The following is a 14,745-nucleotide window of genomic DNA, read 5'->3' on the forward strand; positions in this document are numbered from 1 at the left end:
TAAATTTTATTTTTCTTTTAATGGCTCAATTTTTGGACATAATATCCATACACTGGCCATGGTAATAATTGCTAATGCTGCACCTATAATAAATGCAGGTGTATAATTACCCCCAGAAGTTAGCCAAGGTACTAATGCAGTTAAGCCAAATGCACCTAACTTAGCAGCCATTCCTGCAAACCCCGAAAGTGTACCTACTGTTTTACCTCCAAACAAATCGCTTGGTAACGTTTGCACATTTCCAATAGCAGTTTGGAAACCAAACAAAATAACGGCCATTAATAATACAGCTGTTACAGGTCCACCTGGATCTGCCATGGCCAATAATGCAGGCAACATTATAATACAACCTAGGGAGATAACAAACTTTCTTGTTTTATTTACTGTCCACCCCACTTTTATACGGTTTTGAGCTAAAAGCCCTCCAAACCAAGCACCTATCATAGCCCCTACATAAGGTACCCAAGCATAAAAACCAATCGATTTTACATCCATCCCATAAACCTCGTTTAAGTAAAGTGGAATCCAAAAAATAAATAACCACCAGATAGGATCTAATGCGGCTGATGCAATGATTACACCCCAACTTTCCTTATGTGATAACATCTTGGTTGTTTCCGGGTTATAACCCTCATCAAACTCTCCATCGTTATTTTCATCTTGATTTTGCTGTCCTGTTAAAATATACTCACGTTCTTCATCCGATATCCAAGGGTGGTTTTTAGGTGGCGATTTTACTAAAATCCACCAAGGAATAAGCCATAACAACCCTGTTATACCTACTAAGATAAAAATCCAATTCCAACTGAAATACACAGATAACAATCCAATAGTTGGAAAGGCAATAATGCCTCCAATTGCTGCACCAGAATTAAATAATCCTTGAGCAAAAGCACGCTCTTTGGTAGGAAACCATTCGGCATTTGCTTTTGCCGCACCAGGCCAGTTACCAGCTTCTGATATTCCCAACAACGCACGGAACAAACTCAAAGAGAAAATACCCTTTGCAAAGGCATGTAAAGCTGTTGCAATTGACCAAAACCCTATGGATAAGGTAAAACCAATTCTCGTTCCTAATTTATCGAAAATTTTCCCAAAAATAGCTTGACCAAAGGCATAAGAAAATATGAAAATAGTTGAAATTATAGCATAAATACTTTTTCGTTCATCGGGCGTTTTATCCGGATACAAATCCTTAGCAATATCTGGCCAAAGTACAGGCAATGCTTGCCTATCAATGTAATTTATAACAGTAGCTAAAGCAATTAAGCCTATAACCCACCATCTTAAACCTTTTAATTTCATATTTTTGGTTTTTACGAGGTTTGAACCTCTGGTTGTTACTAATTTAATTTTATTTATTTAACATTATAACAGTATTGATATAAGACGCTAAAATGGTCTTTCATTTTTTGTTTTGCCATTACAGTATCTTGCTTTTTAATGGCTTTGTAAATCTCATTATGCTCTTGGATACCAACAAGTGACTTTCTTTTATCACAAACATGATACTTTTCGAAATCCATAATAATTTGAGGAGTAATAGTTAACATAAATGTATTCATAGTACTATTACCACTTGCTTTAGCTATTGCTAAATGAAATAACAAGTCTTCTTGCACGGCATCTTCACCTAAATTCACTTTGGCTTCATAAGCATCTAATGCATCTTTAATTCGCTCTAAATCTTCTTCTGAACGTCTTAAAGCTGCCAACCTAACTGTTTTTAGTTCTAATAAAATTCTTGTTTCAACTAAGGACTTAAAATCTGGCTTCTCTAATCCTAAAATATCATCAATCATTCCGTTCATGGCTATAACTCCAATATTTGCGACAAACGTTCCGCTTTGAGGAATGGATCTTAACAAACCATAAAACTCCAATTTTTGAATGGCATCTCGAACATTACTTCTGCTTACCTTAAACTTTTCAGACAACATTCTTTCGGAAGGTAATTTATCACCTGGCTCAAGATTTTTAAAATTTATTAAATCTCTTATTTTGCCAATAATGGTGTTTTGCACCATTTGATTTTCACTTACCGATAATGATTCTAATTTCATATTTACTAATTTAATCGTTGGTTATAGGTCTTTTTTTTAATTAAAAAAAAGCAAACATACGTCTTATTTAAAGTATACTAAAATCAATGACTTACTTCTAACTCGTAATACTCTATTTTAGAATATGCTCCTTCATCTCTTGATTGAAAATAGTTACCTGCTTTAAAGTAGTTTTCGAAAATACCCCAACGACGCATATGTATATCTTCGTAAACTTTATACTCATTTCCATTTAAAATAACCACCATTTTACCTTTAGAAACCTTAACCTCTAAAGCGAATTTCCTAAACCCAACTTCTTGTTCAAAATTAAAGCCTTCATCATCACCCCATGCATCTTCATGCAATAATTCCTCATCAGATGCATTTAAATTTTTAAGCACTTTTGTTTTAACTCGAACCTTTCCATTATCCCAGTATATTTTTAAAATAGGAGGTGCGTTATTATCATCTTCACCAATTAAATCACGTTGTGCGTTTGTTAATCGACCATGAATCTGCATTATAATGGTCCGATGATATTTACCATTAGAATCTCTAGTAGTTTCGCCCATTCGTAAAACACCTTTCATAGATGCACCATCTTCGAAAGTCCAATTTTTATTATTACTCCCTGGTTCCATCTGCTCTCTTAATTCCGAACGTGTATACTTTGTATTAGCCGTTTTAGAATTGGTAGGCATAGCATGAAACACTATGGCTCCTCGAGTAGAATCGATATACATATAAGGTTTTGCAACTTCGATATTAGCAAAACCTAATATTTCTGGTGGCTCAATTTCATAAGGCTTTCCCTTTTCATTAGTTACAGGAAGCGTTACTTTCCAATGGCTTAAATCAATATCTGGCAGTTTGTATTTTTTCTTCTTTTTCTTTTTTGTTCTCTTTTTCTTTTCAACTTTAACATCCGATTCTGTATTGCCATCTTTTTGTGTTTGGCTAATAGCTGTTACAGATAAAAATGTTATCAATAAAATGCTTAATATTTCTTTTCGGAAGTTTGTCATTTCTATTTATAATTTATAAAAATTAGAATCCAGGAGTTTGAATTGAAATGTCATCTAAATATACTTCAGAACTACCATCTACACCACTAAAAGGAACCGCATAAAACACAGCTGTAGTAGTGGTAGCAGTAAATGTAAAGGTATGCTCTACGTATGAATTTGGATTCCCTGATACGGTGTATACCTTATCACTATTTCCTGCTAAATCATTCTCATCTTGAACTTCATTATTTAGCATATATATATTAAAATCGTCCATTGTTTCAGTCCTTACAAACATTGAAATAGTATATTCTACTCCAACTTCAACCGCAAATGGTTGGTATGCTCTACGTTCTGCCCCACTAAATTTTAAAGCATAGGTCCCTGAATTCTCGGATGTAGTAATACCAGCTGCTTTTAATCCTAAAGCCTTAAGACCTGCATTGGCCCATAAATAAGGACTATCAGATCCATCTTTTAATGTATTTGGAGGATCTACTTCCCATGCATCATTATTATCATCTTTATTTACTGTAAATTCATCCATGGTTCCGTTTAAAATTTTAGCTTCAACGGTTGCAGTAACACCTGTTGGCTGCCCAGAAGAGTCAAACCCTGGAGTTTGAATTGAAATATCATCTAAATATACTTCAGAGCTACCATCTACACCACTAAATGGGACTGCATAAAACACAGCAGTAGTTGAGGTAGCAGTAAATGTAAAGGTATGTTCTACGTATGAATTTGGATTTCCTGACACGGTGTATACCTTATCACTATTTCCTGCTAAATCATTCTCATCTTGAACTTCATTATTTAACATATATACATTAAAATCATCTGCTGTTTCCGTTCTTACAAACATTGAAATAGTATATTCTACTCCAACTTCAACAGCAAAAGGCTGATATGCTCTACGTTCATTTCCACTAAATTTTAAAGCATAGGTCCCTGAATTCTCGGATGTAGTAATACCAGCGGCTTTTAATCCTAAAGCCTTAAGACCTGCATTGGCCCATAAATAAGGACTATCAGATCCATCTTTTAATGTATTTGGAGGATCTACTTCCCATGCATCATTATTATCATCTTTATTTACTGTAAATTCATCCATAGTTCCATTTAAAATTTTGGCAGCAAAAGTAGCTTCAATACCTCCAATTGGAACGCTCTTTGTTATGGTTTTAGATACTCCAGCATCATTTGTGGTAGTTAATGTTACCTCATAAGTACCTTCACCAGCATACATGTGCATTGGATTAACCTCTGTTGATGTGTTACCATCGCCAAAGTCCCAACTATGAGAAACGGCTAATATGGATGCATCTGTAAACTGTACGGTAAAACCAGAAACGGCAAATGTAAAATCTGGAATTGTAGACAATACTAACCCTTCTATGTTTTTGGAAACCGAAACTTGAACACCTAAAAAGGTGGTTGCCGTAAGGGTTGCTTTAAAAGTTTCAGCCGTTTTATATACATGTATCGGATTAAAATCAGGATCTTCTTCTGAATCTTCTACACTCCATTCTAAAGTTTCTCCATCTCCAAAATCCCAAACTAAAGACATGGCACCAGAGGTTAAGTTTTCAAAAGTAACTTCTGAGTCTATTTTAGAAAAATTAAAATCAACAAAAATGGGAGCTACAACTGATGAATCTTCAGCAACCAAACCATCTGAACTTTTGGTCGTTAATGTTACTGTATACTCACCTCCTGTTTGATAAGTATAATTAGGATTAGCCTCTGTGGAGGTATTTCCATCTCCGAAATCCCATAAATACGATACGGCATCTGTTGAATAACTTCTAAACACAAATGACATAGTATCATCGGCACTTGTACTAGTTGTAAACAATGTGTTTGGTTGAATATTATTTACATTACCAGTTGGCGGAACGAATTCGTCGTAACCACTATCGTAACATGAAATAAAACCTAAAAACAGAGTAAACAGCGCCAATATGCCTCTATTTTGTTTTTTTATTAATTTATAAATCATAATATTAATGTTTTAAATTATTTATTGTTTTACTGATATTGCAAAAGCATCTAATCTACTTTCAACACCAGAATTTGTTAGCAAAATAATAACAGACTCGTATTCTCCAGCTTCAAACGTAATAGCATGTTGTTTAAAAACATCTGCCACACGACCAATGTTATTATCAGTTCTCGTTGCCACTATATTAGCTTCCAATCTGGCATCGGCAAGAGAAGCTGTTCCAGGTGCAATTAAAGACACGGTTAATTCACCATAAGCATTTTCTTCGAAAGCACTAAAGTATGTTAACACATAAGTCGCTCCAGGTGTTACTTCGATTTCTTGATAACCAACTCGAGTACCATCCGCAGGAAATTTAGCGGCTTGTAAACCGTCTGGTAAAATACCTAATTCGGATTTTGTATTAATTTGAAAAACGCTACCCCAAGCACTACTACTAGGAGCCCTCCACGAATCTCTTCCATCGCCAGTGCCATCAAACAAAGTATTATCATCAAAACCAGGTTCTCCAATTTCCGGTACAGGTATTGTTGGCACCACTTGAATAACCTCTACTCCTTTTTCTGTATAATCAGATTTACCAAGGTTATCGGTTACTGTTAAACCAATAGTATATTCGCCAGGTCCAGGGAAAGAGAATATTAACTCTTGGTCTTGAAGTGTTGCTGGTGGTAAGTTTGCAATCTGATTTTCTAAATCGGCTACATTTTGAATTACATCATCACTAAGATTGTTTTCAGCAGCTTCTAATTGAGCTTCTAACTCAATAATAGAAGCATTCATAACATCGACTTTAGCTGAATCTGATTCGCAAGGTATTTTAAATTTCAACTTTGCAATCTCCGCTTCTAAAGCAACAATTGTTGCCAATTCTGCATCTATTAATTGTTCTAATACAGGTAAATCTTTATTTATTAAGGATACCCCTTCTGCCGGTGCAATTGACCATTGATACGAAGTACCGTTTACCGCTAGATTTGAACCTGCTTGAAAATTATAATCATAATTTGCCGATAACTCTACTTCGTTACAATCGAACTCTGAGGTTGTAACATTGGTAAAACTGTAAAAAGGTGTTGGTCCGGTAATGTCCTCTAAATCTCCAACATCAGGAAGATCATCACTAACACAAGCTGTTAAAGAAACAAATGTTCCTAAAACTATATACTTTAAATTAATTAAATATTTTTTCATGATTGTTAAGATTTTAGTATCCGTTATTTTGTGTATAAAAACCAGGTAAGTTATCTATTTCTCTTTGTGGAAACGGAAGGTATTTCTTTTCAGATGTATAAAACAAACTGTTCTCATTAGAAAAGTTTTGAAGAACCTCATCGGCTTGACCAAATCTAACCAAATCATATAATCGTTGGTTTTCGTATACAAACTCGACTCTTCTTTCTTCTAATAATTGGCGCTTAGTTAGGTTAACTACCTCCTCTAGACCTGCTCTAGTTCTTACTTGATTAAATGCATCTAAAGCTCTAGTATCGGTTGTGCTTCCATCAATACCTACATCGCCTAAAATAGCTTCGGCGTATAGCAATAAAACGTCTGCATATCTTAAAACAATCCAATCGTTATCTCCAATTTCTCCATCGGTTGGAAATTTATCATTAAAAGTATCGTTAGTTTCATCAATAGGATTATAAGATAACACCTTAATACTAACCGGAAACCTTACTGGTTGCAATTCTGGCGTCATGACATCTAAAAAATCTAAAGACGCGATATTAACACCATTGGAAGGCCCTTGCAAGGTCATAGCAAAACTATGAGATTCTGAGTCCGTTTCTATTTGATCATCCAAACCACTATCGCTAGTTACATAGTTATCACTACTTACCAAATCATATGCAATTGAGAAAATTATTTCGTTGTTAATTTCGAAACCAGAATTATTAGACCAAGACCCATCAAGTACCACATCTGCATCTGCTGTAAATCCACCTGAAAATTCGTTTCCAAAAACACGACCATACTCTAAAGCTAAACCATAGTAATGTTCTTTATCAGATATAATAGCATCAGAATTTTGATCGACTGCATCCTCTCTATCTTGAGTTAAAAGACCATATCCAAAAGCGGCACTATTTTCTACAACTGAAGCTAATAAAAGTTCTGCTTCGCTATAATTAGGTGATGGTTGACTTAAATACGCCTTTGCAGCTAAGCAAATGGCAGCACCTGCCGATGGACGGTATTTATTTTGATCTACACCAGTTAAAAATGCGATTGAAGTTTTAAAGTCTTCAATAATTTTCTCGTAAACTTCTGCTTCTCCCAATTGCGGATAATCTAAAGCTTCACCTTTTGTTACATCTAAAACTTTATCTACATATGGAATATTTTGATAAGCTCTTACCAAATTAAAATGACATAAGGCTCTCATAAAATAAGCTTCACCTACAGTATATTGTTGACTTTCAGGAGCTAAAAAGCGGTTGTCAATTATGGTGTTTGCATGTTTAATAGTTGCCATATTATTGGAATAATACGTAGCAACATCGCCATTATTAGGATCTACATTATAAGCATTAATTGCTGGGAAATTTCCGTTTTCTGAATTGGCTCTTACATTATCTGACCTTAATTCTACTAACAAAAACTCGTTAGCAGGAACTTTTTGGTAGGCATCTAAAATTCCATTAGACAATAACTCGAAACCATTATCCGTTTGCAATAACTCTTCAATTGAAAGTGCTGTTGGATTACTAAGATCAAGTTCTCTTTCACAACCTACTAAAACGGCCATAAAAGAAAAACATAGTATTAAATTTATATATATATTTTTCATAATTAATTAAAATTGTAAGTTAATCCCTGCTGAAATGGTTCTCACTATTGGACCATCACCTCTTTGGTAACCAGAAGTTAATGCGGTATTTGCATTGTTTGATGTTTGTCCTTGTGCTTCTGGATTAAACCCTTCATAATCCGCTGCTGTAAAGTAAAATAAATTTTCACCTGTTACATAAAATCTAAGTTTACTTATGTTAACCTTTGATGTAAATGAATCTGGTAAAGAATAACCTAAGGTAATATTTCTTAATGTTACGAAAGATGCATCTTGAATATGATCGTCTGTAAACCTTCTATGCACCGTTAAATCTGCATCTGGAAAATTTGCTACTTCATTCACTGCCGATTCACTTGCATAGTAAAGTTGATCTAAATCTGCAACCCTAACTTCCGCTCCATGTGAACCTGACCATTGAAAAGATAAATCGAAATCATTATAATAGAAATCTGAACTAAAGTTCCACGTAAAATCTGGATAAGGACTTCCTAATTCTGTTCTATCTTCATCGTCAATAATACCGTCATTATTTAAATCTTTTACATAAACATCGGCATAATCATTATTGAATCTATTAAAAGGATTATCAACCCATTCCAATGGAATTTCCTTATCATAAACCCATCCATAAAAAGATGTTATTGGTTGTCCCACTCTAGCAATAAACTCGGTAGGTCTAGTATCTTGATCTATTCTAGAAATAATTTGCTCGTTAGACCCTAAGTCTTGAACCGTATTTCTATTTAAAGCAAAGTTACCAGAAGCCTGCCAGCTAAAGTTTTCGTTGGTAATAATTCTAGAATTTAATTCTATTTCGAAACCTTCATTTTTAACTTCACCTAAATTCTGTAACCAATTATCCGTACCATACGTACCCGATACTGGAGCAAAAAGAATTAAGTCATCACTTGTTTTTGTATAGTAATCTAGTGTTAAATTCATTAACCCTCTTCCAAATGTAACATCGATACCTGGATTAAACTCAATAACTTTTTCCCATCCTAAATCTTGGTTAGCTAATGTTAACCCTTTAACACCTGTTTCTCCATTATAACCAATTGTACCAAATGTTTCTTCAAATCTGTAAAGCGACTCGAATATGTTGTTGGAAATTTCATTTGACCCAGAAACCCCATAACTTGCTCTTAATTTTAAGAACGATACAAAATCACTATTGGATAAAAAGTTCTCGTTAGACATTACCCAACCTACAGATGCTGCAGGAAAGTATCCAAATCTTGAATTTGGTCCAAACCTTGTACTACCATCAGCACGCGCAGATAATTGTACTAAATATTTTTCTTTGTAGTTATAGTCAATTCTTCCAAAATAAGATACTAGCTTATCGGTACCATTATCAGTGTAAGTTGTACCACCGTCTGCAAGAGCTATATTATTATTAAAATCGTTTGTATACCCTACAGCTTCAGACTCTTGCCTATAAAAATCACGTTGTTGGTATTCGAAACCTAAAATTGAATTAAAATTATGACTTCCAATATCCTTTTTATATCTAAGAAGAGACTCAAATGTATATTGATTTAAAACATCTCTCCTTTCTAAACGGTAAGATTCCTGATCTCTATTTTCTTGACCTAATAAATAATCAAACTCATTGGTTTTATTATGTCTAAAAACACTAGAAACAGTTTGTTTAAAACTAAGGCCATCTGCTAATTGAAAATCAATATAAGAGGATGCATTTAAACTTAATTTTTTCTTAGTTCTAGAACGTTCTAAAAAGTGGACTAATGGATGAACATTTTTTGTAGTAGATAATGTTAAACCGCCAGAAGTTAAATCGCTAGCTACAGGAAGTCCTGTAATAGGATCTCTAAGAATTGCCCTTGGGTTATTTGGGTCTACAGTAAAAACATGATCAAAAGCTCTTGAAAAGCCATAGCTACCAACACCAAGGTTTTCGAATAATTTACCGGCATCTGTTGGGGTTCCAATATCTGTAGAGAAGTTAGTAACATAATCTAAATGATCTTCATTTAAATATAATGGAATATGCCCATACTGTCTTAAAGGATCTGTAAATCGAGCTGGCAATTTATTTTGATCGTTATAATTAACACGCAAGTTAGCCCCGTATTTAATTTTTTTGTTTTTTGATTTACTATCTACTTTTATTCTAGCATTATACTTTTTAAAATTATCTATTAGAGCTACACCTTCGTCCTCAAGATACCCTAATGAAGCTGTATAACTAGTTAATTCTGTTCCGCCTCTAGCAGCAAAAGAGTGGCTACTAATTACACCTCCTTCAAATACCTCGTCTTGCCAATTTTTTTCGCCATCGCCTAAAGACGCTATAAAATCCATAGCCTCAAGCTCTGCGTAAGCTGAGTTATAGTCACCTATAATTCTATCATAGTTTTGACTATCTGTTGAAATAGCGTTTACTTGACCTTGTAACCCATCTAACCTTAACCTTTCGTCGGCTATTGATGTATTGAAGTTATCATTTTTCTTTGCAAATTTAAATCCTGTAAAAGCATTATAGGAAAATGTTGTTTTACCAACAACACCTTTTTTAAGTGACACTAAAATCACACCGTTTGCACCACGTGAACCATAAATAGCTACCGAAGAGGCATCTTTTAAAACACTTATGGATTGAATATTATTATTATCAATTGAACCTAAAATATCAGAATCTGTTCCCAGCACAATCCCATCTACAACAATAAGTGGTGATGACGACCCTGTTATTGACCCTGGTCCTCTTAATGTGATTTTAGGATCTCCACCTGCTTCTGACGATACTGTTTGAATTCTTAAACCTGCAACTTTACCTCTAAGTGCATCTTCAACACGAGACACAGCCGCATCTTCTATTGCTTTTCCAGACACTTTAGTTAAGGCACTTGTAACATTTTTTTGTTTTTGATCACCATAACCAATTACAACCACTTCGTTTAATTGTGCTATATCTTCTTCTAAAGCTACATTAATTATTTTTTGATCGGCTACAATTACTGTTTTAGACACATAACCAATGTAGGAAAACTGCAGTACATCTCCACTATTTGCGTTAATTTGATAAAGCCCATCAAAATCTGTTGAGGCCCCAGTTGAGGTATTTAACACAATAACATTAACACCCGGAATAGGGATGTTATCGGCAGCGGAGACAACAGTACCTTTTATGGGCGTGCCCTGTGCATACAAGGTAATGTTGAACACCAACAGTACCATAAAAAAAAGCTTAGTTTTCAAATTCATAATAAGATAATTTGATTTTTAGTTTAGTTTGTTACTTACTTTTTTAATAACGAAAGCAAAAAAAATTTTAAAAGTGCAGTTTGATTAAACTTTTAAAACTGGATTTACATTGAGTTATAGAATTCCCAATGTAAATTGTTTAGTTTATTGGGAAACCAATTTGGTTAACCAAATTGGTTTCCCAAATATATGTTAATTTTTAGTATTAACAAAAAATAAAAACGGCTTTAACACTTTTACTCCACAAAACCCCTGTTATAGGGATAAAGACCACAATTGGCAACCTCCATTATAGGCTTACAACCAAGTAAAAGCGGAATAAGAACATCAATTGAGCTTCCTCCTTTACCTTTTTATATACATTTTTTAAGGTAAGTTCTCATTCTTGGCCATCCATGAGCTACTTACCAATTGTGAACTAGGATAGTAACCCATACTTCCTGCATCAAAAAACACATTAACAAGCAATAAATTGTTATAATAGCAGGTTTTTCCCTAAGTCTATTTCTCACCAAAATAGGACACATCACCACCACTTAAGAAATCTTCTCTTACCGGACTAAATGTGTCAATTAATTCACCTTCTTCCAAGCAAAGAGCACTATGTAATAAATTAGGCTCAATATAAATACCATCACCTGCTTCAACAATTTTCTTTACGCCATCAATTTCAAATTCAAATTTACCCGAAGCACAAAAAGTAGCTTGTGTGTGAAAATGTTGATGTGGAGAACCAAATGCTCCTTTTTTAAACTTCACTCTTACCATCATGATTTGGTTGTCGTAACCTAAAAACTTTCTTGATACACCTCCACCAAGGTCTTCCCATTCCATGTCTTTCGATATGACGTACTTTTCACTAAATCTTTTCATATTTATTATTATTTTAAAGGTTAATATTCATCCCTACATAATCCTTAATTTGAGTATCAAATTCTCGTTAGGGAAGGTTTATAATTTTTAATTTAGGTTGATTGTTTTATTTGAAATAATAAGAACCTGACCATTCATAATTCTCATTATTAATTTCTAATTTATGTTTCGTTTCCTTTTGAGTATTAGTATTGGCCGTAATAAACAGTTTAAAAACACCTTTTACATTGGTAATACCAATTGCTGTATAATCTTGGCTATCTAAAAGAATTTTTAAATCGCTTATATTACTGTTAGAATTTACTGCTGATTCCGTTACCGGACTATAACTACCGTGGGATTCTATTGCAGATACAAAGGTTGTGTTTTTAACATTTTTTCGTCTTAAAAGTAAAGCTGCCTCGCGTCTTAAATTAAAATCAGGATCGTTGGCACCTATTCTAGTAAATAACAAATCATCGGTATTATTGGTAACTGAAGTTAAGGTATAAAATTTACCCTTATTTAACCAAGACAGTTTACTATTATTACTTTGCGCCTTTGCAGCCCCCTCAATAAATAAATGTTGATACCCATTTTTATTCCCTAAAGGCTTTAGTATTTCCGGTGTTTTATAGTCAAAATTGGTTTGCAAAACCTGACCTAAAAAATAATATGGAAAATCATACTGGTTTGCTTTTTTGGAAGTTACCTTCATAATATCTAACACATAAGGTTTTTCAAAATCTTCATCCTTAATAACTGCCATAGTACGAAGCATTTCTGTACCCGGATAAGCGTGAGTATCAATGGCACTTGCTACCTGAACACTTTCATTCTCTGAAGAAAAATAATGTAACTCTGGATGATACTTATTACCGGTTTCAAATTTACCGTTAAAATGAGAAGTTTCGTTTTGTGTAACGGTGTTATGAGCTATGGTTTGTTTAGCCCAAGTTTTATTTTCTTTTAAATAATTTCCGCCGCCTTTTTGCTCAATATTTACAAAGCGTGCTAAACCATAATCCTGAATAACCTCATCGCCTTTTTCGTATAACGAATACGATAATTTATCGTAATGCCCATGACTAGAACCTTGTGCTGCGTATTTAAAAACCAGTTCTATACCTTCATTACGCAAAATACCTACACCACCTTGTGTTCCATCTGGCCCATCGGATAAGTTAATAGACTTTTTCTCGAAGGGCTTATCTTGTCCATTTTTTATTCCAAGGGCTACAGCCAAACCAGAATCATCTAACAATACTTTATTTTGTTGTTTAGCTATACTTAACAGCCCTGGATCTTGACCTCCAAAATGATAGGAGATATCTACAGCTGTTACTAACGCACTATTGTAATACGACATGCCTTTTTGACCATCGTTTAGTGGAAAAAAATCACCATCGCCATCAGACAAATTTAGAAGGGCGTTAATTGACTTTAAAAGCACCCCGTCTTTATATTCAAAAATCTTAACCTCTGGTCTTACATTATGTAAACCTTCAGCAAAAATTAAAAAAGGATACATGGCATACCTTTGGTAATATGGACCTTCATTATAATAGCCATCTGGAGAAAAAGGCTCTTCAATATTTGCTAAAAAACCAGCTTTTCCATCCTTATTAATGTATCCGCCATCATCATCTTTAGCAGTTTTATCCATTTGTAAGCCTTTAATACCGTACAAGGCACGCTCAATTAAATCCTCGTCACCCATAACCAAACCAATCATACCAACGGCAGCATTTCCCCATGTACTATGGTTGTGTACTCTATTGTAAAATTGTGGATTTTCTACAGAAATATAATCTGCAAACGGCTTAAATAAATTGGTTTCTAATTTGTTTCTTTCTTCCTCAGTTAAGTAATTATAAACGCAATCGTAGGCTTGACTAACATATACCAGCCAATTAGAATCGTTTAAACATTGCCAGAATAACTTGCCTCTAGCGTACGATCTTGTTTTAGGATGCACAGGTAAGGTTTTGTACATATCTTCGTATTGCATTAGCATATCTTTTACATACTTTGCATACTTTTGGTCATCTAAAATTTGATATAAAACACCAGCTTTTTGCATTATAACCATGTTACGTTTATGACGATCATGCGTATACCCACCCGAATAATCTTTTGGGATTGGCGTGTCTATACCTAATTTAATTTCGGCATCAATTTCTTCTTTTACTTCCTTTAAGGTATTATCGAAAATTGGAATATTACCTAATTGGGCTCTAATCTCTTTTACACCTTCCTTTGTCAAAATTAAATTTGGATGACCTCCTTGTTCATGATCCACAACAACGGCTTCTGTTTTATTATTACAAGAAAATAAAGAAATAAGCAGTAAACTTAAAAGTAAGGTTCTTTTTAATTTCATAGTTTAGTTTAAAATTTAGCTCCCAAAAACAGGATAGTTTCTTTTAAATTTAATTGGTGAATTACTAGCAGTATCAAACAAACTATTCAATCCCGCTTTTACATGAATAGCTTTTCTGTTGTTTAACACCGCTAATGATTCTAATTTTTAAGCAATCGTTAAAACCCAAAGATTGGTACCCATTCTGCTTAAACCATAGTAATTTTTTTTTGCTTTTCCAGAGATAAAAAAACCTATTTCTCAATCTGGCATGTACTATAATAAAGGCTCAAAATCAAAAATGATACCAATCTGGTTAACCAATTTGGTTTACCAAATATATAAGTATTTCCAACTTTAACAAAAAAATAATGCTTAAATCTTAAATTTAACATAATTTAATAAGAAAATACCTATAAAATAAGCGTTTAAAGTTATCTGAA

At 33.8% G+C, this 14,745-nt stretch carries 9 protein-coding genes; all 9 read right to left on the reverse strand.

Features of this window, described 5'->3' with window-relative positions; genetic code table 11:
- Positions 1-6: 6 nt before the first annotated feature.
- The 9 genes from ABJM36_RS14080 to ABJM36_RS14120 all read right to left on the reverse strand — a co-directional run bounded on the left by ABJM36_RS14080 (position 7) and on the right by ABJM36_RS14120 (position 14,323).
- On the reverse strand, positions 7-1,305 hold the full coding sequence (locus ABJM36_RS14080) for an MFS transporter (RefSeq protein WP_348452139.1): 1,299 nt from the start codon (positions 1,303-1,305) through the stop codon (positions 7-9).
- 53 nt (positions 1,306-1,358) lie between these two features.
- Positions 1,359-2,063, reverse strand: a complete 705-nt coding sequence (locus ABJM36_RS14085; protein WP_348452140.1) for a FadR/GntR family transcriptional regulator — start codon at positions 2,061-2,063, stop codon at positions 1,359-1,361.
- 83 nt (positions 2,064-2,146) lie between these two features.
- Entirely contained in the window at positions 2,147-3,070 is a 924-nt protein-coding gene (locus ABJM36_RS14090) for a polysaccharide lyase family 7 protein (RefSeq protein WP_348452141.1), read from the reverse strand.
- 22 nt (positions 3,071-3,092) lie between these two features.
- Positions 3,093-5,054: a PKD domain-containing protein gene (locus ABJM36_RS14095; RefSeq protein WP_348452142.1), complete on the reverse strand. Its 1,962-nt coding sequence runs from the start codon at positions 5,052-5,054 to the stop codon at positions 3,093-3,095.
- 21 nt (positions 5,055-5,075) lie between these two features.
- Positions 5,076-6,251, reverse strand: coding sequence for a hypothetical protein (locus ABJM36_RS14100; RefSeq protein ID WP_348452143.1), 1,176 nt, complete (start codon positions 6,249-6,251; stop codon positions 5,076-5,078).
- 13 nt (positions 6,252-6,264) lie between these two features.
- A complete protein-coding gene (locus ABJM36_RS14105) occupies positions 6,265-7,854 on the reverse strand; it encodes a RagB/SusD family nutrient uptake outer membrane protein (protein WP_348452144.1) in 1,590 nt (529 codons plus the stop codon).
- Between the two features lie 6 nt (positions 7,855-7,860).
- Entirely contained in the window at positions 7,861-11,088 is a 3,228-nt protein-coding gene (locus ABJM36_RS14110; protein ID WP_348452145.1) for a SusC/RagA family TonB-linked outer membrane protein, read from the reverse strand.
- A 501-nt stretch (positions 11,089-11,589) separates the two neighbouring features.
- Positions 11,590-11,961 carry a cupin domain-containing protein gene (locus ABJM36_RS14115; protein WP_348452146.1) on the reverse strand — a complete coding sequence of 124 codons (372 nt, stop codon included), beginning with the start codon at positions 11,959-11,961 and terminating at the stop codon, positions 11,590-11,592.
- A 106-nt stretch (positions 11,962-12,067) separates the two neighbouring features.
- On the reverse strand, positions 12,068-14,323 hold the full coding sequence (locus ABJM36_RS14120; protein ID WP_348452147.1) for an alginate lyase family protein: 2,256 nt from the start codon (positions 14,321-14,323) through the stop codon (positions 12,068-12,070).
- Positions 14,324-14,745: the final 422 nt, after the last annotated feature.

The sequence above is a fragment of the Algibacter sp. genome (genome assembly GCF_039977455.1).
GTDB lineage: Bacteria > Bacteroidota > Bacteroidia > Flavobacteriales > Flavobacteriaceae > Algibacter_B.

Excerpts from the sequence above, each read along its gene's own strand:
- ABJM36_RS14095 (WP_348452142.1), bottom strand. The coding sequence starts at position 5,054 with ATGATTTATAAATTAATAAAAAAACAAAATAGAGGCATATTGGCGCTG.
- ABJM36_RS14115 (WP_348452146.1), bottom strand. The coding sequence starts at position 11,961 with ATGAAAAGATTTAGTGAAAAGTACGTCATATCGAAAGACATGGAATGG.
- ABJM36_RS14085 (WP_348452140.1), bottom strand. The coding sequence starts at position 2,063 with ATGAAATTAGAATCATTATCGGTAAGTGAAAATCAAATGGTGCAAAAC.
- ABJM36_RS14080 (WP_348452139.1), bottom strand. The coding sequence starts at position 1,305 with ATGAAATTAAAAGGTTTAAGATGGTGGGTTATAGGCTTAATTGCTTTA.
- ABJM36_RS14090 (WP_348452141.1), bottom strand. The coding sequence starts at position 3,070 with ATGACAAACTTCCGAAAAGAAATATTAAGCATTTTATTGATAACATTT.
- ABJM36_RS14110 (WP_348452145.1), bottom strand. The coding sequence starts at position 11,088 with ATGAATTTGAAAACTAAGCTTTTTTTTATGGTACTGTTGGTGTTCAAC.
- ABJM36_RS14100 (WP_348452143.1), bottom strand. The coding sequence starts at position 6,251 with ATGAAAAAATATTTAATTAATTTAAAGTATATAGTTTTAGGAACATTT.
- ABJM36_RS14105 (WP_348452144.1), bottom strand. The coding sequence starts at position 7,854 with ATGAAAAATATATATATAAATTTAATACTATGTTTTTCTTTTATGGCC.
- ABJM36_RS14120 (WP_348452147.1), bottom strand. The coding sequence starts at position 14,323 with ATGAAATTAAAAAGAACCTTACTTTTAAGTTTACTGCTTATTTCTTTA.